Annotated in this window: 18 protein-coding genes and 1 pseudogene; 10 read left to right on the top strand and 9 right to left on the bottom strand. The window is 69.4% G+C overall.

What is annotated here, in order from left to right:
- Positions 1–2: 2 nt before the first annotated feature.
- From hyfB to K9U40_RS11010, 6 genes are read left to right on the top strand one after another with little or no spacing between them, the layout of a single operon-like run.
- Positions 3–2,048 carry a hydrogenase 4 subunit B gene (gene hyfB / locus K9U40_RS11035; RefSeq protein ID WP_282890245.1) on the top strand — a complete coding sequence of 682 codons (2,046 nt, stop codon included), beginning with the start codon at positions 3–5 and terminating at the stop codon, positions 2,046–2,048.
- On the top strand, positions 2,039–2,992 hold the full coding sequence (locus K9U40_RS11030; RefSeq protein WP_282890244.1) for a respiratory chain complex I subunit 1 family protein: 954 nt from the start codon (positions 2,039–2,041) through the stop codon (positions 2,990–2,992). Before hyfB ends, K9U40_RS11030 begins: the two co-directional genes overlap by 10 nt.
- Positions 2,992–3,672: a hydrogenase-4 component E gene (locus K9U40_RS11025; protein WP_282890243.1), complete on the top strand. Its 681-nt coding sequence runs from the start codon at positions 2,992–2,994 to the stop codon at positions 3,670–3,672. The genes K9U40_RS11030 and K9U40_RS11025 overlap by 1 nt, the downstream gene beginning before the upstream one ends.
- Entirely contained in the window at positions 3,669–5,129 is a 1,461-nt protein-coding gene (locus K9U40_RS11020; protein ID WP_282890242.1) for a hydrogenase 4 subunit F, read from the top strand. The genes K9U40_RS11025 and K9U40_RS11020 overlap by 4 nt, the downstream gene beginning before the upstream one ends.
- 9 nt (positions 5,130–5,138) lie before the next feature.
- Positions 5,139–6,647: an NADH-quinone oxidoreductase subunit C gene (locus K9U40_RS11015; RefSeq protein WP_282890241.1), complete on the top strand. Its 1,509-nt coding sequence runs from the start codon at positions 5,139–5,141 to the stop codon at positions 6,645–6,647.
- An 8-nt stretch (positions 6,648–6,655) separates the two neighbouring features.
- Positions 6,656–7,168, top strand: coding sequence for an NADH-quinone oxidoreductase subunit B family protein (locus K9U40_RS11010; RefSeq protein ID WP_282890240.1), 513 nt, complete (start codon positions 6,656–6,658; stop codon positions 7,166–7,168).
- Between the two features lie 296 nt (positions 7,169–7,464).
- Here K9U40_RS11010 and adh read toward each other — a convergent pair whose 3' ends face one another.
- Complete coding sequence (gene adh / locus K9U40_RS11005; protein ID WP_282890239.1) at positions 7,465–8,985, bottom strand: aldehyde dehydrogenase; 1,521 nt, start codon at positions 8,983–8,985, stop codon at positions 7,465–7,467.
- Between the two features lie 262 nt (positions 8,986–9,247).
- Here adh and K9U40_RS11000 point away from each other — a divergent pair, with 262 nt between their 5' ends.
- A complete protein-coding gene (locus tag K9U40_RS11000) occupies positions 9,248–11,227 on the top strand; it encodes a sigma-54-dependent Fis family transcriptional regulator (RefSeq protein WP_282890238.1) in 1,980 nt (659 codons plus the stop codon).
- A gap of 221 nt (positions 11,228–11,448) precedes the next feature.
- Here K9U40_RS11000 and K9U40_RS10995 read toward each other — a convergent pair whose 3' ends face one another.
- The 5 genes from K9U40_RS10995 to K9U40_RS10975 form a co-directional block, all read right to left on the bottom strand.
- Complete coding sequence (locus K9U40_RS10995; RefSeq protein WP_282890237.1) at positions 11,449–12,477, bottom strand: hypothetical protein; 1,029 nt, start codon at positions 12,475–12,477, stop codon at positions 11,449–11,451.
- A gap of 311 nt (positions 12,478–12,788) precedes the next feature.
- Complete coding sequence (locus K9U40_RS10990) at positions 12,789–13,280, bottom strand: winged helix DNA-binding protein (RefSeq protein WP_282890255.1); 492 nt, start codon at positions 13,278–13,280, stop codon at positions 12,789–12,791.
- A 163-nt stretch (positions 13,281–13,443) separates the two neighbouring features.
- Positions 13,444–14,439 (bottom strand): TRAP transporter substrate-binding protein, encoded by a 996-nt coding sequence (locus K9U40_RS10985; protein ID WP_349239430.1) that lies wholly within the window; start codon positions 14,437–14,439, stop codon positions 13,444–13,446.
- 66 nt (positions 14,440–14,505) lie between these two features.
- A complete protein-coding gene (locus K9U40_RS10980; RefSeq protein ID WP_282890236.1) occupies positions 14,506–15,813 on the bottom strand; it encodes a TRAP transporter large permease in 1,308 nt (435 codons plus the stop codon).
- Positions 15,814–15,816: 3 nt separating this feature from the next.
- A complete protein-coding gene (locus tag K9U40_RS10975) occupies positions 15,817–16,362 on the bottom strand; it encodes a TRAP transporter small permease (protein WP_282890235.1) in 546 nt (181 codons plus the stop codon).
- Positions 16,363–16,701: 339 nt separating this feature from the next.
- Between K9U40_RS10975 and K9U40_RS10970 the strand changes: the two genes are divergently transcribed.
- Entirely contained in the window at positions 16,702–20,349 is a 3,648-nt protein-coding gene (locus tag K9U40_RS10970; RefSeq protein ID WP_282890234.1) for a hydantoinase B/oxoprolinase family protein, read from the top strand.
- Positions 20,350–20,460: 111 nt separating this feature from the next.
- Here K9U40_RS10970 and K9U40_RS10965 read toward each other — a convergent pair whose 3' ends face one another.
- From K9U40_RS10965 to K9U40_RS10955, 3 genes are all read right to left on the bottom strand, one after another.
- A complete protein-coding gene (locus K9U40_RS10965) occupies positions 20,461–20,835 on the bottom strand; it encodes a hypothetical protein (protein ID WP_282890233.1) in 375 nt (124 codons plus the stop codon).
- A 153-nt stretch (positions 20,836–20,988) separates the two neighbouring features.
- Positions 20,989–21,828: a sterol desaturase family protein gene (locus tag K9U40_RS10960; protein WP_282890232.1), complete on the bottom strand. Its 840-nt coding sequence runs from the start codon at positions 21,826–21,828 to the stop codon at positions 20,989–20,991.
- A 276-nt stretch (positions 21,829–22,104) separates the two neighbouring features.
- Positions 22,105–22,413 carry a hypothetical protein gene (locus K9U40_RS10955; RefSeq protein WP_282890231.1) on the bottom strand — a complete coding sequence of 103 codons (309 nt, stop codon included), beginning with the start codon at positions 22,411–22,413 and terminating at the stop codon, positions 22,105–22,107.
- A 206-nt stretch (positions 22,414–22,619) separates the two neighbouring features.
- On the opposite strand from K9U40_RS10955, the gene K9U40_RS10950 reads away from it, so the two are divergent.
- Both K9U40_RS10950 and K9U40_RS10945 read left to right on the top strand, forming a co-directional pair.
- The gene (locus K9U40_RS10950; RefSeq protein ID WP_282890230.1) at positions 22,620–23,336 is read left to right on the top strand and encodes a response regulator; all 717 of its coding nucleotides are present in this window, start codon (positions 22,620–22,622) and stop codon (positions 23,334–23,336) included.
- A 34-nt stretch (positions 23,337–23,370) separates the two neighbouring features.
- A pseudogene (locus K9U40_RS10945) lies at positions 23,371–23,794 on the top strand (sensor histidine kinase); the annotation flags it as partial.

Genomic DNA, 23,794 nt, shown 5'->3' with positions numbered 1-23,794 from the left:
CCATGTCCGAGGCCGCCTTCGCCACCCGGCTTCTCCTGAACGGCCAGCTCCTCGTCGCCCTCGTCGCCGTGGTGGCGTTGCTGGCCTTGGGCCTGCTCGGGGTGGCGATGGCAAGCCGCCCCGCGGGCCGGTCCCTCATCTATGGCGGCGCGCTGGCGGTGACGCTGGTGGCCGGCCTGTCCGCGCTCACAGCCATCGCGGCGCCGCCGGCCGGGATCGTGCTGCCCTTGGGCATTCCGTGGATCGGGGCGCACCTGCGGCTCGATGCGCTCTCCGCCTTCTTCCTCGCCGTGGTCAATCTCGGCGGCGCGGCGGCCAGCCTCTACGGCCTCGGCTACGGCAGGCACGACCATGCGCCCGCGCGCGTGCTGCCCTTCTTCCCGGCCTTCCTTGCCGGCATGAACATGGTGCTGCTGGCGGACGACGCCTACACCTTCCTCCTGTCCTGGGAGTTCATGTCGCTGGCGTCATGGGCTCTGGTGGTGGCCCACGACAAGGAGGCGGGCAATGTGCGCGCCGGCCTCGTCTACATCCTCATGGCGTCCTTCGGCACGCTGGCGCTGATGCTGGCCTTCGGCCTGCTCGCCGCCGGCTCCGGGGGCGGCTATGCCTTCGACGCCATGCGCGAGGCGCCGCCTGTGGGCATCGCCGCCGCGCTGGTGCTGGCGCTCGCCATGCTGGGGGCCGGCTCCAAGGCGGGCCTGGTGCCGCTGCATGTCTGGCTGCCTTTGGCCCATCCTGCCGCGCCCAGCCACGTCTCCGCCCTCATGAGCGGCGTGATGACCAAGGTGGCGGTCTACGGCTTCATCCGCATCGTGCTCGACCTCTCGGGGCCGCCCGACTGGTGGTGGGGCATCCCGGTGCTGGCGGCCGGCGGCGTCGCGGCGGTGATCGGCGTGCTGCAGGCGCTGCTGCAGAACGACATCAAGCGCGTGCTCGCTTATTCGACCATCGAGAATATCGGCCTCGTCTTCGTCGGCCTCGGGCTGGCGCTCGCCTTCTCGGCCAACGGCTTTCCCGCCGCCGCGGCGTTGGCGCTCACCGCCGCCCTGTTCCATGTGCTCAACCACGCGGCCATGAAGAGCCTTTTGTTCTTCGGCGCCGGCGCGGTGCTCACCGCCACCGGCACGCGGCAGATGGAGGACCTGGGCGGCCTCATCCACCGCATGCCGGTGACCAGCGCGGTGATGCTGATCGGCTGCGCCGCCATCTCGGCTTTGCCGCCGCTCAACGGCTTCGCCTCGGAATGGCTGGTGTTCCAGGCGGTGCTGCTGAGCCCGGACCTGCCGGCCTGGGGGCTGCGGCTGATGGTGCCGGCGGTCGGCGCGCTGATGGCGCTCGCCGCCGCGCTCGCCGCCGCCTGCTTCGTGCGGCTCTACGGCATCGCCTTCCTCGGCCGGGCGCGCAGCCCCAACGCGGCCGAGGCCCACGAGGTGGACGCCTTCTCCCGTGCCGCCATGATCGCGCTCGCCGCGGTGTGCGTGGGCGCGGGCCTGCTGCCGGGCCTCTTCATCGACGCGCTCCAGCCGGCGGTGGCGGGCCTCATCGGCGAGACCATGCCGTCCCAGAGGTCCGTGGCGTGGCTCTCCATCATCCCGGTGGCGGAGAGCCGCAGTTCCTACAATGCGCTGCTGGTGTTCGGCTTCTCGGCGGTGTCGGCGCTCATCGCCGCGGTCGTCATCCACCGCTTCGCCTCGCGCGCGGTGCGGCGGGCGCCGCCGTGGGATTGCGGCTTCCCCAATGCCAGCCCGCTGGCGCAATATTCCGCCGCCTCCTTCGCCCAGCCCATCCGTCGCGTGTTCGCGCGTGGCCTGTTCGCGGCCCGCGAGACGGTGGAGATGCCGCCCCCCGGCGCGCTCACCCCCGCCCGCATCTCGACCAGTGCGCGGGACCCGGCCTGGGCCTTCCTGTTCCTGCCGCTGACGGCGGCGGTGGGCGCCGTGGCCGAGCGGGCGAACAAGCTGCAATACCTCACCATCCGCCAGTATCTGGGCCTCGTCTTCTCGGCCCTGGTGCTGCTGCTTCTGGTGCTCGCCCTATGGACCTGATGGCGAACCTCCTCGTGCAGGGCACGCAGATGCTTCTGGTGCTCGCCCTCGCCCCGCTCCTGACCGGGCTGGTGCGCAAGGCGAAGGCGCGCCTCACGCGCCGCCGGGGCGCCTCCGTCCTCCAGCCCTATCGCGATCTGGCGCGGCTGATGCGCAAGGAGGTGGTGCTGGCCGAGAACGCCTCCTGGCTGTTCCGCGTGGTGCCCTATCTCGTGTTCGCGGCCACCTGGGTGGCGGCGGCGCTGGTGCCCACCTTCGCCACCGGGCTGATCTTCTCCTGGTCGGCGGACCTCATCGCGATCACCGCCCTCATCGGCTCGGCGCGCTTCTTCCTGGCGCTGGCCGGCATGGATGTGGGCACCAGCTTCGGCGGCCTCGGATCGAGCCGGGAGGTGATGATCTCCTCCCTCGCCGAGCCGGCCATGATCATGATCGTGTTCTCCCTCGCCCTTGTCGCCCATTCGACCCAGCTGTCCACCATCGCCTCGGTGATGCTGGCGGGCGTGGGCCTCAGGGTGTCGCTGGCGCTGGCGCTGGTGGCGCTGCTCATGGTGGCGGTGGCGGAGAATGGCCGCATCCCGGTGGACAATCCCTCCACCCACCTGGAGCTGACCATGGTGCACGAGGCCATGGTGCTGGAATATTCCGGCCGTCACCTGGCGCTGATCGAACTGGCGGCACAGCTCAAGCTGCTGCTGTTCCTCTCCCTCGTCGCCTGCGTGTTCGTGCCGTGGGGCCTTGCTCCGGTGGGGGCGGGTCCCTCCGCGATGGTGCTGGGCATGGCGACCTATGGCGGCAAGCTCGCGGTGGGGGCGCTGCTGGTCGCCGTGTTCGAGACCTCCATCGCCAAGATGCGGGTGTTCCGCGTGCCCGACTTCCTCGGCGCCGCGCTGATGCTCGGGCTTTTGGGAACGCTGCTGCTGTTCGTGTCGGGGATCCTGTGATGATCGAGCACGCCATCACCCCCAACCTCGTCTTCGACGTCGCCCACCTGTTCGCCGGCGCGCTGGTGCTCATTTCCTTCCTGATGCTCTACCAGGACCGGCTCTACGCCCTCCTCAACGTGTTCGCGCTCCAGGCGGTGGCTCTGGCGCTGGCGGTGGCATGGCAGGCCTACGCCCAGGACGCGCCGCACCTCTACCTCACCGCGTTCATCGCCCTCGTGTTCAAGGCGCTGGTGATCCCGGTGGCGCTGCACCGCATGGTGGCGCGGCTCGGCATCCACCGGGAGGTGGAGACGGTGGTCGCCACCGGCCCCACCATGCTCGCCGGCATCGCCTTGGTCGCCCTGTCCATGGTGGTAATGCTCAAGGCCACCCCCGCTGCCGACGCGCTGGCGCGGGAGGACCTCGCCTTCGCCCTCTCGGTAGTGCTGCTGGGCCTCCTGATGATGGTGACGCGGCGCAATGCGGTGAGCCAGGTGGTGGGCTTCATGTCGCTGGAGAACGGCCTCATCCTCGCCGCCACGGGGGCCAGGGGCATGCCGCTGGTGGTGGAGATCTCGGTGGCCTTCTCCGTGCTCATCGCCTTCATCGTCATCGGCATCTTCCTGTTCCGCATCCGCGAGCGGTTCGACACCGTGGACGTGGACGCCCTCGACCGCTTCCGGGGAGGGCGCGCATGATGACCGCCCTCGCGGCGCTGCCGTTCGATCCCGCGCCGGTCATCCTCGCCATCCCGGCTGCCGCGGCGGTGCTGCTGGCGCTGGTCCCGTCCTATCGGGTCTCGGCCGCCCTGAACGTGGGCGCCTGCGCCCTGACGTTCCTCACCGCCCTGGCGCTGCTGATGGCGCCGCGCATCGCCGGGCCGTTCCTGATCGTGGACGACCTCAACATCGTGTTCGTGGTGCTGAACACCTTCGTGGCCTTCACCACCAGCGTGTTCTCGGCGAGCTACATCGGCCACGAACTGGAGACCGGGCGCCTCACGCCGCTGCACCTGCGCTTCTACCACGCCATGTACCAGGCGCTGCTGGCGGCCATGAACCTGGCTCTGCTCTCCAACAATCTCGGCGTCATGTGGGTGGCTATCGAGGTGGCGACCCTCACCACCGTGCTGATGGTGGGCCTCTATCGCACCGAGGCGGCCATCGAGGCGGCGTGGAAATATTTCATGCTGGGCTCGGTGGGCATCGCGCTCGCGCTGTTCGGCACCATCCTCGTCTACATGGTGGCCCAGCCGGTGGTGGGCGAGGGACCGGACGGCATGATCTGGAGCGTGCTGATGAAGCGCGCGCGGGATTTCGACCCGGCGCTGCTCAACGTCGCCTTCGTGTTCCTGCTGCTCGGCTACGGCACCAAGGTGGGCCTTGCTCCGCTCCATGCGTGGCTGCCCGATGCCCATTCGGAAGGCCCCACCCCCATCTCGGCGGTGCTGTCGGGGCTGCTGCTCAACGTGGCGCTCTATGCGGTGCTGCGCTTCAAGCTCTTGATGGCGGCCCATCCCGGCACGCTGGCGCCGGGGCCGCTGATGATGGCCATGGGCCTCGCCTCGCTGCTGCTCGCCGGCTTCATGCTGTACCGGCGGCGGGACATCAAGCGGCTGTTCGCCTATTCCTCCATCGAGCATATGGGCCTCATCGCCTTCGCCTTCGGGCTCGGCGGGCCCGTCGCCAATTTCGCCGGGCTGCTGCACATGACCATGCACAGCCTCACCAAGTCGGCCATTTTCTTCGCGGTGGGCCATGTGTGCCAGGTGAAGGGCACGCAGAAGCTCGCCGACATCCGCGGCCTCACCACCTCCCACCCGGCGCTGGGCTGGGGGCTCGTGGTGGCGGTGGCGGCCATTGCCGGCCTGCCGCCGGCCGGCGTGTTCATGAGCGAGTTCCTGCTGGTGACCTCCGCTTTCGCGCATCGGCCCTGGCTCGCCCTGCCGCTGGTGGCGGGGCTGCTCCTTGCCTTCGGCGCGCTGATGGCGAAGCTCTCCGGCATCGCCTTCGGCGCCCCCAGCCCCGGCAGCGACAAGGTGAAGGCGAGCTATCTGCCCATGGCGGTGCATCTGACATTGGTGCTGGTGGCCGGGCTCTATCTGCCGCCGCCGCTGGTGGCGTGGTTCCGGCACGTGGCCGGGCTATTGGGCTAGGGGCGCGCCATGGAGAGCTTCGCACAGCTTCTGGAAAGCGGCCGCCGCGCCGGCCCCTGCCGCCCCTTCCCGCGCGGCGAGGTGAGCGCGGAGCAGTGGACGGCCCTCGCCGGGCATCTGGCGGCCGGCGATCTGGTGCTCATGGGCCTGTGGGGCGATGCGGGCGCCGTGCACATGGCGCTGCTGGACGAGGCGGCCGGCCGGCTGGCCGTGGCCACCTATGCCTGCGCCGGCGGCGCGTTCCCCTCGGTGGCGCGCCATCACCCGCCGGCAGCAAGGCTGGAGCGCACCGTGCGCGACCTCTATGGCCTGGTGCCCGAGGGCGCTCCCGACGATCGCGCCTGGCTCGACCATGGCCGCTGGGGCGTGCGCCATCCGCTGGGGACTCCCCTGCCGGCGGAACCGGCGGGCGATACTTATGCCTTCCTTGCCGCGGAAGGGGAGGGGCTGCACCAGATCCCGGTGGGCCCGGTCCATGCTGGCATCATCGAGCCCGGCCATTTCCGCTTCTCCTGCTATGGCGAGGCGGTGGTGCGGCTGGAGGAGCGCCTCGGCTACGTGCACAAGGGCATCGAGCGCCTGGTGGCCGGCGCGGACGTGGCGCAGGCGGCGCGGCTTGCCGGGCGCCAGTCCGGCGACAGCACGGTGGCCTATGCGCTGGCCTTCTGCCGCGCGGTGGAGGCGGCGCGCGGCGTCGCCGTGCCGGCGCGGGCCCATGCCCTGCGCGGGGTGATGGCGGAGCTGGAGCGCCTTGCCAACCATCTCGGCGACATCGGCGCCATCTGCAACGATGCCGCCTTTGCGCTGATGCTGGCCCATTGCGGCGTGCTGCGCGAGAAGGTGCTGCGCGTGTCTGCGCGCGCCTTCGGCCATCGCCTGATGATGGATGGCGTCATCCCCGGCGGGGTGGCGGTGGATCTGGCGCGCGACGGCATCTCGGCCATCCGCGTGCTGGTGTCCGAGGTGCGCGCCGCCTTCCCGGCGCTGGTGGAGCTCTACGACAACACCGCCTCGCTGCAGGACCGCACCGTGGGCACCGGCTTCACCCGGCCGGATTACGTCCGCCAGTTCGGGGCGGGCGGCTATGTGGGCCGCGCCTCCGGCCGTCCCTTCGATGCGCGGCGGGCCTTCGCCTATCCCCCCTATGACCGCCTGCCGTTCGAGGTGGCGGTGCGGCCCGAGGGCGACGTGAACGCGCGCATCTGGGTGCGCATCCGCGAGGTGGAGGAGAGCCTCGGCCTCGTGGTCCGCCTGCTCGATACCCTGCCCGACGGCCCGGTCGCGACCGAGATTCCGGCAGGTCCCGGAGAGGGCCTTGCGGTGGTGGAGGGCTTCCGCGGCGACGTGCTGGCCTTCGTGGCGCTGGCGGCGGACGGACGCGTGCGGCGTGCGCATCTGCGTGATCCGTCCTGGTTCCAGTGGCCGCTTTTGGAAACCGCCATCGAGGGCAACATCGTCGCCGACTTCCCCCTCTGCAACAAATCCTTCAACTGCTCCTATTCGGGCGTGGATCTCTAGGGGCCATCATGCGCAAGCTCCTGCTCCAAGGGCTGCTGAAAGCCCCCCTCACGGAGGCCGCTCCGGAAGACGTGGCGGTGGAACAGCTCGCCGCCGAGCTCAATGCGGCGGCTCGGGCGCGGCTCGGGCGCAGCCTGTCCATCCGCGAGGTGGATGCGGGCTCGTGCAACGGCTGCGAGCTGGAGATCCACGCGCTGGGCAATGCCTTCTACGACCTGGAGCGCTTCGGCCTCCATTTCGTCGCCTCGCCCCGCCATGCGGACGTGCTGCTGGTGACCGGGCCGGTGGCGAAGAACATGGCCGAGGCGCTGAAGCGCACCTACGACGCGACGCCCGCGCCCAAATGGGTGGTGGCGGCCGGCGACTGCGCCATCACTGGCGGCGTCTTCGCCGGCGGCTATGCCTGCGCCGGCGGCGTGGAGGCCGTGCTGCCGGTGGACCTCAGGATACCCGGCTGCCCGCCGACGCCCCTGGCGCTGCTCACCGGCCTTCTCGCGCTGCTGCGCGCCGGCAGGGATTGAGCCGGGACCGGCGTGCAAACGCCGACGCCGCAGACCCGGGGGAAACGGGTCTGCGGCGCAAGCCATGACTGTCGGCCTCCATCCTTCGCGCGGGTTGAGAAACGCGGAACGAAAAGAAAAGACCGGAGGCGGCGGGAGACGGAGGGCCGGAGCGGGGACAAGCCCAGGCCATCCATTCATGTCTCCCGGCGCGGGTTGGCGAAGACCGCCTCCGGCGAGATGCCCCGGGAGGGGGGCAAGGGAAGGATGCTGCCGGCCCCCGCGCCGGCAGCCCCCGCTCCTGGAAGAAGCCGCGCTCAGAAGAAACCGAGCTTCTTGGGGCTGTAGCTCACCAGCAGGTTCTTGGTCTGCTGGTAGTGGTCGAGCATCATCTTGTGGGTCTCGCGGCCGATGCCGGACTGCTTGTAGCCGCCGAACGCCGCATGGGCGGGATAGGCGTGGTAGCAGTTGGTCCACACCCGGCCGGCCTGGATCTCGCGGCCCATGCGGTAGGCGCGCGAGCCGTCGCGGGTCCACACGCCGGCGCCGAGGCCGAACAGCGTGTCGTTGGCGATGGCGAGGGCCTCTTCCTCGTCCTTGAAGGTCGCCACCGACACGACGGGGCCGAAGATCTCCTCCTGGAAGACGCGCATGTTGTTGGTGCCGAAGAACACGGTGGGCTTCACGTAGAAGCCTTCCGAGAGGTCGCCCTCCAGCACGTTGCGCTCGCCACCTGCCAGCACCTGGGCGCCTTCGGCCCGGCCGATGTCGATATAGGAGAGGATCTTGTGCATCTGCTCCGAGGAGGCCTGCGCGCCGATCATGGTCTCCGGATCGAGCGGCGAGCCCTGCTTGATGGCGGCGACGCGGGCCAGCGCCTTCTCCATGAAGCGGTCGAAGATGCTTTCCTGCACCAGCGCGCGGCTGGGGCAGGTGCACACCTCGCCCTGGTTGAGGGCGAACATGACGAAGCCTTCCACCGCCTTGTCGAGGAAGTCGTCGTCCTGGGCCGCCACGTCGTCGAAGAAGATGTTGGGCGACTTGCCGCCCAGTTCCAGCGTCACCGGGATGAGGTTCTGGCTGGCATAGCCCATGATGAGGCGGCCGGTGCCGGTCTCGCCGGTGAAGGCGATCTTGGAGATGCGGGTAGAGGAGGCGAGCGGCTTGCCGGCCTCGAGGCCAAAGCCGTTGACGATGTTGAGCGTGCCGGGGGGCAGGATGTCGGCGATCAGCTCGGCCAGCACCAGGATGGAGGCGGGGGTCTGCTCGGCGGGCTTCAGCACCACGCAATTGCCGGCGGCGAGCGCCGGGGCGAGCTTCCACGCCGCCATCAGGATGGGGAAGTTCCACGGAATGATCTGGCCCACCACGCCGAGGGGCTCGTGATAGTGGTAGGCGACGGTGTCGTGGTCGATCTCGGAGAGCGAGCCTTCCTGCGCCCGCACGCAGGCCGCGAAATAGCGGAAATGGTCGATGGCGAGCGGGATGTCGGCGGCGGTGGTCTCGCGGATGGGCTTGCCGTTGTCCCAGGTCTCGGCGCGGGCGAGCAGGTCGAGGTTCGCCTCCATGCGGTCGGCGATCTTGAGCAGCACCAAAGCGCGGTCGGCGGCGGGGGTGCGGCCCCAAGCCCTCTTGGCGGCGTGGGCGGCGTCCAGCGCCTGCTCGATATCGGCTTCGTCCGAGCGCGGAACCTCGCAGATCACCTTGCCGGTAATGGGGGAGGTGTTCTCGAAATAGCGGCCGTGCACCGGCTCCACGAAGGCGCCGCCGATGAAGTTGCCATAGCGCGGCTTGAAGGGCGAGGCGTGCTGGCTGGCGAGGAATGCGGGTATGTTCATTGTTCCCTCCCGAGGGTTGATGCGGCAGATGGTGTGCAGCGCCCGTGCCAGATCTTGCAGGGTATCCAAACGACTTTATTTGCGCTGCGGGAAGATGCTGGCCTGTCTTGATTTTGCTGGCGGCCGCCAAGCCTTGCCGGAACGTCCGCTGGACGGGAAGCGAATAGTCGTGCCAGACTGGCGCACATAAGAACAAGAGCTGCGACACCTGTAGCAAAATGCGACAGGTGTTTCAGGGAGCGAAGCCAAGCGAGGGACCCACATGCCTGCTGTGCCGACGCCTGCCGTGTCGACCTCTGCACTGTCGTCCTGCGCCTCGACCGATGCGGTCCTTGCGGCCCGCCGCCGCTTCTTCTCCGGCGCGCCGGTGGCGGAGGACGCGCTGGCGCAGCCGATCCTGCGCTCCTGGACCCGCTGCGCCGCGCGGGGGCTCGGGCCGCAGTCCCGTCCGCGGGCGGAGCCGTTGACGGATAGCGAGTTCGCCGCCCGGCGTGAGCGCCATGAGGCCCTGCGCCGGCGCTGCCGTCCCGAGCTGGAGGCGCTCCACGCCGCCGCCCGCGCGGCCGACAGCATCGTCATCCTCACTGATCCGTCCGGGCTGGTGCTGGACACCGTGGGTAGCGCCGACTTCGCCGACCGCGCCGCCAAGGTGGCGCTGCGCCCGGGCGTGAGCTGGAGTGAGGCCGAGACCGGCACCAACGCCATCGGCACTGCGCTGGTGGAGCGCCGCCCGGTGGAGGTGCGCGGGGCGGAGCATTATGCCGAGGCCAACGGTATCTTGAGCTGCGCCGCCGCCCCCATCCACGATCCGTTCGGAGAGCTGGTGGGCCTGCTCGACCTGTCGGGCCCGGCCTCGGTGCCGCATCTGCACGCGCTGGCGCTGGTGGAGCTGGCCGCCGGCCAGGTGGAGCACCGCATGTTCGAGGGCGCCTTCCCCGACCATAGCCTGGTGCGCTTCCATGCCGATCCGAGCTTCCTCGGCACGGCGCGCGAGGGCATCCTCGTGTTCGAGGATTACCGCCTCATCGCCGCCAACCGCCCGGGCCTTGCCTTGCTCGGCCTCGGCTGGGATGCGCTGGAGGCCAAGCGCTTCGGCGACCTGTTCGAGGGCAGCCTCGGCAAGGCCGGGGAAGAACGGCGCGTGCGCACCCGCCGGGGCGACGTGATCATGCGCCTCGAGCGTCAGGGCACGCCGGTCCGCACCCTTTCGCCGCGTGCGCCGCAGCCCGCAGAACCACAGCCCGCACCCGCGCGCCCGCCCGTGGCGCCGGCGCCGGGCCCGCGCTTCGACGCCGCGACGGAACGGGACCTCGGCCGCGCCGTGCGCCTCATGGAAGCCGGCGTGCCGGTGCTGATCCAGGGCGAGACCGGTGTCGGCAAGGAGGTGTTCGCACGCCAGATGCACCGGCGTGGCAATCGGGGCGCCCGGCCGTTCGCGGCGGTCAATTGCGCGGCCCTGCCCGAGGGCCTCATCGAATCCGAGCTGTTCGGCTATGAGGAAGGCGCCTTCACCGGTGCCCGTCGCGCCGGCTTCAAGGGCCTGTTCCGCGAGGCGGACGGCGGGGTGCTGTTCCTCGACGAGATCGGCGACATGCCGCTCCCGCTCCAGAGCCGCCTGCTGCGCGTGCTTCAGGAACGCGAGGTGACGCCGCTCGGCGGCGGGCGGCCGGTGGCGGTGGACTTCGCCCTGGTCTGCGCCTCCCACCGCGACCTGAAGCAGCTGGTGGAGGCGGGCGCCTTCCGGGCGGACCTGTATTTCCGCATCGCCCAGTATACGGTGATGCTCCCCTCGCTGCGCACCCTCGCCGACCGCGAGGTGTTGGTGGACCGCCTGTGGGCGGAACTGGCCGGGCCTTGCCCCGACGCCCCCGCTTTGTCTGCCGAGTGCCGCGCCGCGCTGGCGGGCCACGACTGGCCGGGCAATTTCCGCCAGCTGGTGGGTGTCCTGCGCGTGCTCCAGGCGCTGGCGGAGCCGGGCCACATCCTGGGGGTTGAGGACCTGCCGGCGGAACTGCGTGCGGCGCGCCGGTCCGTGGGGCCATCGCCGCAGCCGGCCGCGCCGGGCGACGCCGCTGCGCGGGACCTTGCCGCGCGCGATCTGGGCGCGGTGACGCGGGCCACCATCGAGGCGGCGCTCGTCGCCTGCGAAGGCAATGTCTCGGAAGCGGCGCGCAGGCTCGGCATCCACCGCAGCACGCTGCACCGCCATCTTGCCGCCCGGGGAAGCCGCGGCGGTCATTAGAGCGTTATCCGATCTGCTTGCATCGCAAGCTGATCGGATAACGCGTTCTCTATCATCAGCTTCGAGGGCGATGCCCCCATATTGAAGCGCCATCGCGATGCGATATGGCGGTGAATCCGTCTCCGTCCAAAGAGATGGAGGGTGGCTCCCGGGAGTTGCAAGGCGTTCCGTCAAGCGGCCGGCTTTCGCGTCGCTCGAAGGCTCGCCGACGCGCCGTATGGTCAGGCGGCCGGACGGGTACTGTCCTCGGCGGCGGCCATGACCTCGGCAAGGGCGGGAAGCACGATCTCGCGCATGCGCCGGCCGTAGAACAACGTGAAATGCCCCGCATTGGGCACCACCACCTGCCGCTTCAGCCCGGCAGGGATGTTGACACACAGGTCGTGGGCCGCCTCGGTCTGGGTTCGGGCGGAAATGTCGTCCATCTCCCCTTCGATGGTCAGGAGCGCGGTGGTGGTGAGGGCTTCCCCGCGGACCGCCTGGTTGGCGATGGTCAGGCGGTCGCGGGCCAGCGCATTCTCGCGGAACACGGTGGCGACATTCTCCATGAAGAACTCGCCAGCCACGTCCATCATGTTCCAGCACAATCTTGCCAGGGGAAAGCGCAGCGGGTCGTCGCCGTCGTCGAAGGCGAGGCGGAACGGCAGGTCACCGCCCGAGAGACTCTGGCGCCACAGATAGAGGGCGAAGGCATCGATCTGCCGCCAGGCCGGAAAAATGCGTCGCCCCGCACCGGGAAAGGCGGAGGACACGGTCTCGATCACCTGCCGCTCCAGCGCCTCGAGCGACCGCTCCTGCAGCACGCGCCACAGGCGGGTGGGATTGCGCGAGGGGTCGATGGGCCCGCCGATCAGGCTGAGGCTCGCCGGCGGCAGGCCGGCAGCGGCCAGCAGGCAGGCGGCGGCGAATGCCGGCAGCGCACCCTGGCAGACGCCGACCATGTGGACGCCGCCGTCATCGCCCGCCAGCGCGCGCGCCATCTGCGCGGTCTCCATGCAGTTTTCGGCGAAACCGAAACGGCCGGCCGAGACCGGGACGTAGCGGGCATTGGGCCAGTCGGTGACCGCCACCGTGTCGGCGATGCCGAGAAGCGCCACGATGAGGTCGCGCATCAGGAAGGGATAGGCGCCGGCAATGGGCGCCACGACGAGGACGCGGCGGCCCCGCCCCAGGCCGTCTGGCCCGCTGCGGGCGAAGCTGCGCATCTGGCCGAAGGGCAGGCGGACGCCCACCAGTTCGGTTGCCGGCACGCGGTTCGCGGAGCATCCTTCCCCGATGCCAAAGGGCTGGAAGGCCCCTTCGCTCAGGCGCTCGCTATCGGCGGGCGCCCCGAAGCGGAGGGGGCGCTGGTCGTCAAGCCACATGGCGCCGGGTCCATCCTCCGCGCATCGTCAGAAGGCATCATAGAGTGTGATCCGCCGGGACGGAAACCATTGCGTGTCCCTCCCGATGGCGGATCGCCCATTTCCTCCATCATGCGGGGTGAGTCGGGGTATTTGGCGGTATCTTATTGCAAATCCGGTGGAAAATGTCTCGCCCTGGCCCCGGCGGCGGGTCCGGATCAGAGCGATGCGGCGGCACGGGCCGCCTGGTCGTAATGGCCTGAGAGGGTGCGCATGAGGGCAGCGACCTCGGAGAGCTTCTCGGGCGGGATGCCGGTGGCGACCACGGCATTGGTGAGCAGTGCCTCGCGCACCTCGCGATAACGCTCGCAGGTGGCCCGGCCCTGGTCGGAGGCGATGAGGGTCTTCTCCTTGCCGCGCCGCCCGGAGGAGACGAGGCCGAGCGCCTGCAGCTTCTTCGCCGCATAGGTGACGAGGTGGGTGTCCTCCACGTCGAGCACGAGGCACAAATCGGCGATGGTCTTCGGCCGGTCGCGATGCACCACGTGATGCAGCACCTGCACGTCGAGGGGCGAGAGGTCCGGCACGCCCGCCGCCGCCATGCAGCGCACCATCCAGCGGCCATAGGCATGGATCAGCATGTTGAGGCCGAACTCGAACTCGGAGAGGGTCGGCAGGGCGCCCTCCGCGAGATGGGCGGAGGAGACGATGGCGGGGCCGGCGCGGCCTTGCGATGCCTCCCGGGCCGTCCCTGCGTGGGCCGTCCCTGGGGTGCTGTTGCCGTCCTTGGCGTCGGGCGCGGTCACGTCGGCCTCGTGGGTGGGTAGGCGGAATGCGGGAAACCGGGCGGCGGGCAGGCCGTCGCCCGATCGCTCACTTCTTGTAGGTCTCGATGACCTTCTGTCCGTCCGCGCCCGCCTTGGCGAGCCACGCATCGGTGAGAGTGGCGCCGATCTTCTCGAAGCCGGCCTTCAGCTGCGGGCTGGGCGGGGTGATCTTGATGCCCTTGGCCGCGAGCTGTTCATAATACCACCTGGTCTTGTCCTGCGAGAGCTTCCAGCCGCGCTCCTCGGCGGCGGCGGCGGCCTTCAGCACGGCCTCCTGCGTGGGCTTGTCCAGCGCATCGAAGGCGGCCTGGTTCACGAACACCACGTTCTTCGGCAGCCAGGCCTGGATGTCGTAGAAATAGGGCACGCTCTCCCAGATCTTCACGTCGTAGCCGGTGGCGCCGGAGGTGATGAGGGCGGTGACGGTGCCGGTGGCGAGCGCCTGGGCCAGTTCGGCCTGCTGGACGGTGACCGCCTGCGCCCCCACCGCCTCGCCGATGCGGGAGGTGCCGGCATTGTAGGCGCGCCACTTGGCGCCCTTCAGGTCCTCGATCTTCTCCACGGGGGACTTGGAGAACAGGCCCTGGGGCGGCCAGGGCATGGCATAGAGCACCTTGATGCCCTGCGAGGCGAGCTTCTTCTCCACCGCAGGGCGGGAGGCGGCCCACAGCTTCCTCGCCTGCTCGAAGGAGGTGGCGAGGAAGGGCACCACGTCCACGCCGAAGATGGGATCCTCGTTTTCGTGCAGGGAGATCAGCACCTCGCCGGCCTGCGCCTGCCCGGTCTGCACCGCGCGCTTGATCTCCGGCGCCTTGAAGAGGGAGGCGTTGGGGTGGAGCGTGATGGAGAGCTTGCCGCCGCTGCCCGCCTCCACGTCCTTGGCGAACTGGGCGAGGTTCTCGCTGTGGAGGTTGTCGGCGGGATAGGCCGAGGGCAGGTTCCATTTGGTCTGCGCCATGGCAGGGGCCGCGAACGCCAGGGTACCCGGCACGAGGGCGCCGAGCATGAGGGCCGGGCCGAAGATGCGCATCAATCCAGACATCCAGGGTCTCCTTCGGGTTGATCCAACGTTTCGCGCCCTCGCGGATCCGGGGAGGGGCCGGCCCGATCAGTTTCCGTAGGCAAGCTCGGGCAGGAGCATGACGATCTGCGGAAATACCGTGATGATGGCCACTGCCGCCACGAGAAGGAAGAAGAACGGCAGGGAAGCGAGGGCCACCGTGTTCGAATCCTTGCCCGACATGGTCTGCAGCACGAACAGGTTGAAGCCCACGGGCGGCGACACCTCCGCCATCTCCACCACCAGCACCAGGAAGATGCCGAACCACACCGGATCGAAGCCTGCGGTCTTGATCATGGGGATCACCACCGAGGTGGTCAAAACGATCATGGACAGGCCGTCGAGCGCCGTGCCCAGCACGATGTACATGACGGTGAGCGCGGCGATGAGCGCGTAAGGGGAGAGGTTGAGGCTGTCCACCCACTGGGCGAGGGCCACCGGGATGCCCGTATAGGCCATGGAGGTGGACATGAAGGAAGCGCCGGCGAGGATCAGCATGATCATGCAGGTCAGCCGCGTCGCGCCCATCACCGAGGCCCAGAAGGCCGGCCAGGACAGGGAGCCCTGCCGCCAGGCGATGGCGAGCGAGCCGGCGACACCCCAGGCCGCGCATTCGGTCGCCGTGGCCCAGCCGAACAGAAGCGCGGCGAAGACGAAGATGATCAGCAGGCTGACGGGGATGAGGTTGGCGGATTCCCTCAGCTTCTCGCGCCACGGCAGCGGCGGGTCGGCGGGTGGGGTGCGCGACGGGTTCAGCAGCGACCAGACGATGATGTAGCCGCTGTACAGCGCCATCACCAGGAAGCCCGGCAGGAAGCCGGCCAGGAACACCTGGATGATGGAGACGTTGGCCGCCACCGCATAGACCACCATGGTGATGGACGGCGGGATCAGGATGCCGAGCGTGCCGGCACCGGCCAGCGAGCCGAGGCTGACATTCTCGTCATAGCCGCGCTTCTTCAGCTCCGGCAGGGCGATCTTGGCCACCGTGGCACAGGTGGCGGCGGAGGAGCCGGACACCGAGCCGAACAGACCGCAGGCAATGACGTTCACGTGCATCAGCCGGCCGGGCAGCCAGTTGAGCCAGGGGGCGAGGCCCCGGAACATCTCCTCCGACAGGCGGGTGCGGAACAGGATCTCCCCCATCCAGACGAACAGCGGCAGGGCCGCCAGCGTCCAGGAGGCGGAATTGCCCCAGATGGTGGTGGCGAGCACGGCGCCGGCCGGGATGCCGCCGGCGACGAACTGCATGCCCACATAGCCCACCACGAGCAGGGCGATGGCGATCCACACGCCCGAGGCGAGGAGGCCCAGGAGGAGGAGCAGGAGGAGCCCGGAAATCTCGATCATTTCCATGGGCTAGACCCCGCTCTGCATGGCGCGCTCGATCAGCTCCTCCGCGGTTTCCGGCGGCGGCTTCTCGTAGCGCGGTACGCCGCCCTTCAGGGCATGGACGAACTCGTCCACGAAGGCGATGAAGAGGATGACGAGGCCGCCCGAATAGCCGAGCTGCGGCAGGAACAGGGGCACCGCCACGACGCCCTGCGAGATATCGTTGAAGCGGTAGGAATCCCATGTGAGGATCACCGCATGCCAGGCGAAGAAGCCCACCGAGAACAGGCCGACAACGAGGCAGAACAGCTCAACGATCCGCTTCGCCCGGCCCTTGATACGGTCGGTGACGAGGCCGACGCGGATCAATTCGCCGGAGCGGAAGGTGTGGGCAAGGCCCAGGAAGGCGGTCGCCGCCATGCACCAGGCGACGAAATCGTCTCCCGACGGAATGTTGAAGCCGACGATGCGCCCGACCGAGAGCAGCATCATCAGCACGAAGATGGCGAGCAGGAACAGCCCGGCGAGCCAGCCGGCGACGAGATACAGGACATCGAGGAGGCGGCGGATCATGGCAGCCTCCGCAGGGCGCGCGCAAGGTCTGGCCGCCGGGGGTGGCGCGATGGACCGGCTTCCGCCGGGCGCGGGAAGGTCTGGTGTCTCATCGGATCCCCTCTTGCGGCTGGTGCCGCCCCGCTCTCCGGCGGATCATGGCATTCTCATGATGTGTCTATAAATTGTCAACGATATGTTGACGTTAAATCATGGCCATGCCTTTCTTGAGGGACGCTGCGGTGGGTGGGGCGACTGCGCCTTACCTTAAGCAAGACGCACGCCACGCCCCGGCCCTCCTGCCGGCGGGGCGCCCGGCGTTCAGGCTCAAATCCTCTGGAACATCGGGAGTTGGCGCGGATGACCACCGCTGGCGAGATCGGACTGAAGGGCGCCGGGTCCTGGGAGTTCTGGATCGACCGGGGCGGCACCTTCACCGACATCGTCGGCCGCAGGCCCGATGGCAGCCTGGTCGCCCACAAGGTGCTCTCGGAAAATCCCGAGGCCTATCGCGACGCGGCGGTGCATGGCATCCGCGAGGTCCTCGGCCTGCCGGCGGGCGCCGCCATTCCGCCGGGGCTGGTTTCTGCCGTGAAGATGGGCACCACGGTCGCCACCAATGCCCTTCTGGAGCGCAAGGGCGATCGCACCCTCTTCGTCACCACGCGCGGCTTCAGGGATGCCCTGCGCATCGGCTACCAGGCCCGGCCGAAGATCTTCGCCAGGAAGATCGTGCTGCCCGACATGCTGTTCGAGCGCGTGGTGGAGGTGGATGAGCGGGTGCGCGCCGATGGCACGGTGGAGGAAGCTCCTGACCTCGCCGTGGTCCGCGCCCGGCTGGAGACGGCGAAGGCGGACGGCATCGTGGCGGTGGCCATCGTCTTCATGCACGGCTACCGCTATCCCGAGCACGAGCGGCAGGTGGCGGCGCTGGCGCGGGAGATCGGCTTCCCGCAGGTGTCCGTCTCCCACGAGGTCTCGCCGCTCATCAAGCTGGTGGGGCGTGGCGACACCACGGTCGCCGACGCCTATCTCTCGCCCATCCTGCGCCGCTATGTGGGCCAGGTGGCGGACGAGCTTTCAGGCGGGGACGGGGCGGCGGAGGCCATCCGCCTCATGTTCATGATGTCCTCGGGCGGGCTGACCGCCGCCGGCCTGTTCCAGGGCAAGGATGCGCTGCTCTCGGGGCCCGCCGGCGGCGTGGTGGGGGCGGCGCAGACCGGTGCGCTGGCAGGTTTTTCCCGCATTATCGGCTTCGACATGGGCGGCACCTCCACGGACGTGTGCCACTATGACGGGGAGCTCGAAACCGCCTTCGATACCGAGGTGGCCGGCGTGCGCATCCGCGCGCCCATGATGCGCATCCACACCGTGGCGGCGGGGGGCGGCTCCATCCTGCATTATGACGGCGCGCGCTTCCGCGTGGGTCCCGACAGCGCCGGCGCCAATCCCGGCCCCGCCTGCTATCGCCGCGGCGGGCCGCTGGCGGTGACCGACGCCAACGTGATGTTGGGCAAGCTGATCCCGGATTTCTTCCCGAAGATCTTCGGGCCGGCGCAGGATCAGCCGCTCGACGCGGAAGTGGTGCGCAAGATGTTCGCTGCGATGGCGCAGGAGATCGGCGGTGATCGCACGCCGGAACAGGTGGCAGACGGCTTCGTGACCATCGCGGTCGAGAACATGGCCAACGCCATCAAGAAGATCTCGGTGGAACGCGGCTATGACGTGACGCGCTACGCCCTGAACTGCTTCGGTGGCGCCGGCGGCCAGCATGCCTGCCTCGTCGCCGATGCCCTGGGCATGACGACGGTGCTCATCCATCCCTTCTCCGGCCTGCTCTCGGCCTATGGCATGGGGCTGGCCTCGGTGCGCGCCCAGCGCACCAAGTCGGTGGGCGAGGCGCTGACCCCGGACCTGTTGCCCAAGCTGTTGTCTTTCAAGGAAGATATGGCATCGGAGACGCTCCGCGAGCTGGCCGGGCAGGGCATCGCGGCGGGCGAGGCGCAGACCGAGGCAAAGGCGCATCTGCGCTATGCCGGTACCGACACCGCCATCCCCGTGGCGCTCGCCGATCTCGCCGCCATGCGGGACGAGTTCGAGGCCCGGCACCGCGCCCAGTTCGGCTTCGTCTCGCCGGAAAAAGCCATTGTAGCGGAAGCCATTGAGGTGATGTCGGCGGGCGGCGGCGCGGGCATCGCCGAGCCCGACCTGCCGCTGGTCGAGGGGGTGCCGGACGAGGCGCGCCGTACCCGCTTCCACGCCCGCGGCGAATGGCATGACGCGCCGGTGGTGATGCGGGAAAATTTCAGGCCCGGCATGGGCTTGCAGGGACCCGCCATCGTCATCGAGCCCAACCAGACGGTGGTGGTGGAAAAGGGCTGGCGGGCGCAGGTGACTGCCAGGAACCACCTCGTCCTCACCCGCACCGAGGTTCTCGCCCGGGCGGGGGCGGTGGGGACCCATGCGGACCCGGTGATGCTGGAGGTGTTCAACAACCTCTTCATGTCCATCGCCGAGCAGATGGGGGTGACGCTCCAGAACACGGCCTACTCGGTCAACATCAAGGAAAGACTGGACTTTTCGTGCGCCGTCTTCTCCGCGCAAGGGGATCTGGTGGCCAATGCCCCGCACATGCCGGTGCATCTGGGCTCCATGGACAAGTCGGTGGAGACGGTGATCCGCGAGAATGCCGGCGCCATCCGTCCCGGCGACGTCTTCGCCCTCAACGCGCCCTACAACGGCGGCACCCATCTGCCCGATATCACTGTGGTGACACCGGTTTTTGACGCGGATGGAGATACCATCCTGTTCTGGGTGGCCTCCCGCGGCCATCATGCGGACGTGGGCGGCATCGCGCCCGGCTCCATGAGCCCGCTCGCCACCCATATCGAGGAAGAGGGTGTCTATATCGACAACTTCAAGCTGGTTTCGGAAGGTTCGTTTCGGGAACAGGCGCTGCTGGAACTGCTGACCACGGCCCGCCATCCGGCCCGTAACCCCGTGCAGAACATCGCGGATCTGAAGGCGCAGATCGCCGCCAACGAGAAGGGCGTGCGCGAACTCATCAAGATGATCGACAGCTTCGGCATCGACGTGGTGCAGGCCTATATGGGCCACGTGCAGGACAATGCCGCCGAGAGCGTGCGCCGGGTGCTCGACCGGCTGGAGGACTGCGCCTTCCACTACGAGATGGACCAGGGCACGCACATCAGGGTGAGGATCTCGGTGGACAGAAGGAAGCGGGAGGCGACGGTGGACTTCACCGGCACCTCGCCGCAGCAGCCCACCAACTTCAACGCCCCCGCCCCGGTCACCCGCGCCGCCGTGCTCTACGTGTTCCGGGTGATGGTGGAGGACGAGATCCCCATGAATACGGGGTGCCTGCGGCCCATCCGCATCGTGGTGCCGGAGGGCTCCATGCTGGCGCCCGTCTATCCGGCGGCGGTGGTGGCGGGCAATGTGGAGACCTCGCAGGCGGTCACCAACTGCCTGTTCGGCGCGCTGAATGCCATGGCGGCCTCCCAGGGCACCATGAACAACCTCACCTTCGGCAACGACACCTACCAGTATTACGAGACCATCTGCTCCGGCTCCCCTGCCGGCCCCGGCTTCGACGGCACCGACGGGGTGCATGTGCACATGACCAATTCCCGCCTCACCGACCCCGAGGTGCTGGAGACGCGCTTTCCCGTGCTGCTGGAGGATTTCCACATCCGTCCCGGCTCGGGCGGGCGGGGGCGCTGGCATGCGGGGGCGGGCACCTACCGGCGCATCCGCTTCCTGGAGCAGATGGAGTGCGCGCTGCTCGCCTCCCACCGCCGGGTGCACCCCTTCGGCCTGAAGGGCGGCGAGAGCGGGGCGCTGGGCGAGGGCTTCGTGAGGCGGCGAGACGGCGCCACCGAAGTGCTGCTCGGCTGCGACCAGAAGGTGCTGGAAGCGGGCGAGGCCGTCATCATCGTCACCCCCACGGGGGGCGGCTATGGCGATCCGGCGCTGCGGGGGAAGTAGGGCGGGCCGGAGGGCAGAGCCATCGCGGGCCCGGACAGGGGCGGTCGCCGCCAAACGAAAAGGGCGCCCGCCATGCGGACGCCCTTTGCTGCGTTGCGTTGGTCGCGCGCCTCAGAAGGAGAGCGCGCCCACCTTCTCGACTTCCACGCGGTCGGCCACGCGGCTGATCTTCAGGGTGGTGCCGCTGCGGCCCACCGGGCCGGGCAGGGAGATGACCTGCTGCTGGCCGGGCTGAAGCAGCGTGGACACGCGGACCACGGCCGGATTGGCGCCCGGCTCGGCGGCGGCGTCGAGGGTGGTGATCACCTCGTAGCCCTTGGCATCCTTGACCCAATAGGTCACGGCGGAAGCCTTGCCGCCCAGATGGGTCACGATGGCCTGACGCTCCGCGGGAAGCGGCTCGCCGGCGAAGGTGGTGGCGGCCACGGTCACAGCGGCCGTGGCAAGGAGGCCGGCGGCGCCGGCGATCTTGAGGATGTTCTTCATGTCAGCCTCACTGCGCACGCGTGTAGCCGACGGCCTAGGTTTCGGTGCGCTTAGCTGCGATGAACATACCGTGATTGCTGCGGTGCACAATCCACATTTTCCGCAATACAGAAATGCATTCCATTCATGGCGGGCTCCATCCTGATACCGGCCTCACCCCGGCGGCCCGAACAGCACGCGCAGCTTGCCATAAAGGCCCGGGGTGCGCCCTGCGTCACGGAGCATGGCGATCCACTCCCGGAACACGATGGCGAGCGGATTGCGGCTTGTCGCCGCGCCCGCAATGCCGAAGCTCAGCGGCTCGTCCTGTGGCGCCTCGGCGAAGGTGCCGAACAGGCGGTCGAAGACGATGAGCACGCCGCCGAAATTGCGGTCGATGACGCTTGGGTTGGAGGCGTGGTGCACCGCGTGGTGGCGCGGGGTGTTCAGCACCCATTCCAGCGGGCCGAGATGGGGCGGCCGGGCGAGGTGCAGGAAGAACTGGTAGACGAGCCCCGCCCCCAGCATGCCGAACACGGCAAGCGGCGGAAAGCCCAGCGCCACCAGCGGCAGGTAGAAGACAATCCCGCCGGTGAGGGGTCCGCCCCAGCCGAGCCGCACCGCGGCCGACAGGTTGAGCCGGGTCGCGGAGTGGTGCACCGCGTGGGTCGCCCACAGCCAGCGCACCTTGTGCATGGCGAGGTGGTGGAGGAAGTAGCAGAATTCCACCGCCAGGAAGAGCGCGACCCAGACCGCGACGCCCTGCATGGGAATGTCGAACAGGCGGTGCTGGGAGACCAGGAACACCGGCACGGCGACCAGAGAGGCGGTGAGCGCGCCGATGATCTTGTTGCCCGCCGCGATGACGAGGGAGGCCGCGCTCTCCGCCGCGTCGTGGCTTTCCACGTGGTTCACCTTGTGGAACAGGAACTCCGCCGCCATCAGGGCGAGGGCGATCAGCGCGAAGCTGCCGGTCTGGGTCGCAAGCGCGCCGCCGGTGAAGAAGCCGGCCATGGCTTCACCTCTTGAATGTCGAGAGCGCCCCCGCGCCCCTTACCCGCCGACCCGCTTTCGGGCCGGACGGCCGCCCGCCTGCGTATGCGTCGACTGCCGGGCCGCGGCCTTGGGGCGGCTCGCCGCGGCCCGGCACTCCAGGCAGTGAGGCCCGGAAGAGGTGGCTCATGCCCATGGCCGGTGAGCCTTGCTCGCCAGCCATCGACCAGCCCGCGCGCAGGCTCGGGCGAACCTGCGCGGCATCGGTCGAGGGTGGCCTCGAAAAGGCCGATGGCCTCAGTAGCGGCTGACGCTGCCCGAGCGGCTGACGCTGTTGCCGTTGGGTCCGGTGGTGGTGCGCGAATAATTGTAGGCGCCGGGCGCGGTCTGGCTCACGCTGCCGGAACGCGAGACCGTGCCGCCATAGGGGCCGCTGGCGGTGGCGCTGCGGCTGCAGGTGCCGCCGGAGCAGCCGCCCGAAGCGGCGCTGGTGTAGGTGCCGCGCGGCGTGGTGGTGGAGCCGCTCCGCGTCCAGGCGGCGGCCTCGGTGACGGCGGCAACGGAGACGAAGGCGGTGAGGGAGAGGGCGAGCACCGTGCGGTTCATGTCAGGCTCCGAGGAAGGGCCGCTTGGAGCGCGAACCGATCAGAGTGAAGCAATCTGATCGGCGCGTGCTCTAGCCCGTTGCGATGACGCTACCTTCGGCTGCGGCCTTTGCGCCCGGTTTGCACCGGGGTGAGACGCTGTAACGTTTTGTAACCGCCGCTGCGGCGCGTATTGCTGGCCGCTCCCGGCTTGGCGACACTCCCACCATGGCCCAGCGCACCCTTCTCCTCGTCGAGGACGACCGTGAAATCCGCTCCCTCCTCGCCGATTTCCTCGGCCGGGAGGGGTATGGCGTGCTGGCGGCGGAGGACGGCGCGGCCATGGACCGCCTGCTCGCCACCGCGCGGCCGGACCTGGTGGTGCTGGACCTGATGCTGCCGGGGGAGGACGGGCTCTCCATCTGCCGGCGGCTGCGGGCGCGGGGCGGCCTGCCCATCCTCATGCTCACCGCCAAGGGCGACGACGTGGACCGCATCGTCGGCCTGGAAATGGGGGCGGACGACTATCTGGCGAAGCCCTTCAATCCGCGGGAGCTGCTCGCCCGCATCCGCGCCGTGCTGCGCCGTGCGGACGGGGCCATGCCCCAGCCGCAGTTCCAGTCGCGGCGGGTGGCCTTCGCCGGCTTCGTGGCCGATCTCGACGCGCGCAGCGTGGGACGGGCCGAGGGCGAGGCGCTGGACCTCACCTCCGCCGAGTTCGAGCTGCTCGCCTGCTTCCTGGAGCGGCCGAAGCGGGTGCTCTCCCGCGACCAGCTGCTGGACTGGACCCGCGGGCGCAGCGCCGATCCCTTCGACCGCACCATCGACGTCTCGGTGAGCCGGCTCAGGCGCAAGCTGGTCGCCGCCGCGCCCGAGGCGGCCCTGCTCATCAAGACCGTCCGCAATGGCGGCTATCTCTTCGCCGCCGATGTCCGCACCCTCTGAACCCGCCCCCGGCGTCCGGCCGAAGGAGCGATCCTTGCCCCGCTTCGGCATCGCCGCGCGCATCGCGGTCATCGTCGTCGGCGCGCTGGTGGTGGTGCAGGTGCTGATGCTGGTGGCCTATATCACCGAGCGCCGCAACGCCGCCCCCCTCGGCCCATTCGTGCCCATGCTGCAGCGCATCGCGGCGCTGGCCCAGCTGATGGGGGAGGTCACCCCCCCCCAGCGCGACCTCGCCCTGCGTGCCACCACCGCGTCCGGCTTCGCGCCGCTCCATGTGGCCGAGCGCCCGCAGGTGGAGACGCCGGCCTATCTGCGCTTCGCCGCAGAGCGGATCCGCCAGCTCATGGGCGGGGCGCCGAACCGCTTCGTGGCGCTGGCCCTCATCGGCGGCGAGACGATGGGGCTCGGCCCGGTGGAGCGCCTGCGCGACCTGCGCGGCGCGCGGCTCAGGGTGGTGG

It is taken from the genome of Xanthobacter autotrophicus (assembly GCF_030015065.1).
Classification (GTDB): domain Bacteria; phylum Pseudomonadota; class Alphaproteobacteria; order Rhizobiales; family Xanthobacteraceae; genus Xanthobacter; species Xanthobacter autotrophicus_D.
The sequence above is the reverse complement of the archived record's forward strand: the minus strand, read 5'-3'. Positions and strand labels throughout refer to the sequence as shown.

Bases quoted from the DNA above. Each gene is read 5' to 3' on its own strand.
- K9U40_RS10975 (WP_282890235.1), bottom strand. From the start codon at position 16,362: ATGATCCGCCGCCTCCTCGATGTCCTGTATCTCGTCGCCGGCTGGCTC.
- K9U40_RS10955 (WP_282890231.1), bottom strand. From the start codon at position 22,413: ATGAACCGCACGGTGCTCGCCCTCTCCCTCACCGCCTTCGTCTCCGTT.
- K9U40_RS10965 (WP_282890233.1), bottom strand. From the start codon at position 20,835: ATGAAGAACATCCTCAAGATCGCCGGCGCCGCCGGCCTCCTTGCCACG.
- K9U40_RS10980 (WP_282890236.1), bottom strand. From the start codon at position 15,813: ATGGAAATGATCGAGATTTCCGGGCTCCTCCTGCTCCTCCTCCTGGGC.
- K9U40_RS10970 (WP_282890234.1), top strand. From the start codon at position 16,702: ATGACCACCGCTGGCGAGATCGGACTGAAGGGCGCCGGGTCCTGGGAG.
- K9U40_RS11015 (WP_282890241.1), top strand. From the start codon at position 5,139: ATGGAGAGCTTCGCACAGCTTCTGGAAAGCGGCCGCCGCGCCGGCCCC.
- K9U40_RS11030 (WP_282890244.1), top strand. From the start codon at position 2,039: ATGGACCTGATGGCGAACCTCCTCGTGCAGGGCACGCAGATGCTTCTG.
- K9U40_RS10960 (WP_282890232.1), bottom strand. From the start codon at position 21,828: ATGGCCGGCTTCTTCACCGGCGGCGCGCTTGCGACCCAGACCGGCAGC.
- K9U40_RS11010 (WP_282890240.1), top strand. From the start codon at position 6,656: ATGCGCAAGCTCCTGCTCCAAGGGCTGCTGAAAGCCCCCCTCACGGAG.
- K9U40_RS11000 (WP_282890238.1), top strand. From the start codon at position 9,248: ATGCCTGCTGTGCCGACGCCTGCCGTGTCGACCTCTGCACTGTCGTCC.
- hyfB (WP_282890245.1), top strand. From the start codon at position 3: ATGTCCGAGGCCGCCTTCGCCACCCGGCTTCTCCTGAACGGCCAGCTC.
- K9U40_RS11020 (WP_282890242.1), top strand. From the start codon at position 3,669: ATGATGACCGCCCTCGCGGCGCTGCCGTTCGATCCCGCGCCGGTCATC.
- K9U40_RS11025 (WP_282890243.1), top strand. From the start codon at position 2,992: ATGATCGAGCACGCCATCACCCCCAACCTCGTCTTCGACGTCGCCCAC.
- adh (WP_282890239.1), bottom strand. From the start codon at position 8,985: ATGAACATACCCGCATTCCTCGCCAGCCAGCACGCCTCGCCCTTCAAG.
- K9U40_RS10985 (WP_349239430.1), bottom strand. From the start codon at position 14,439: ATGTCTGGATTGATGCGCATCTTCGGCCCGGCCCTCATGCTCGGCGCC.
- K9U40_RS10950 (WP_282890230.1), top strand. From the start codon at position 22,620: ATGGCCCAGCGCACCCTTCTCCTCGTCGAGGACGACCGTGAAATCCGC.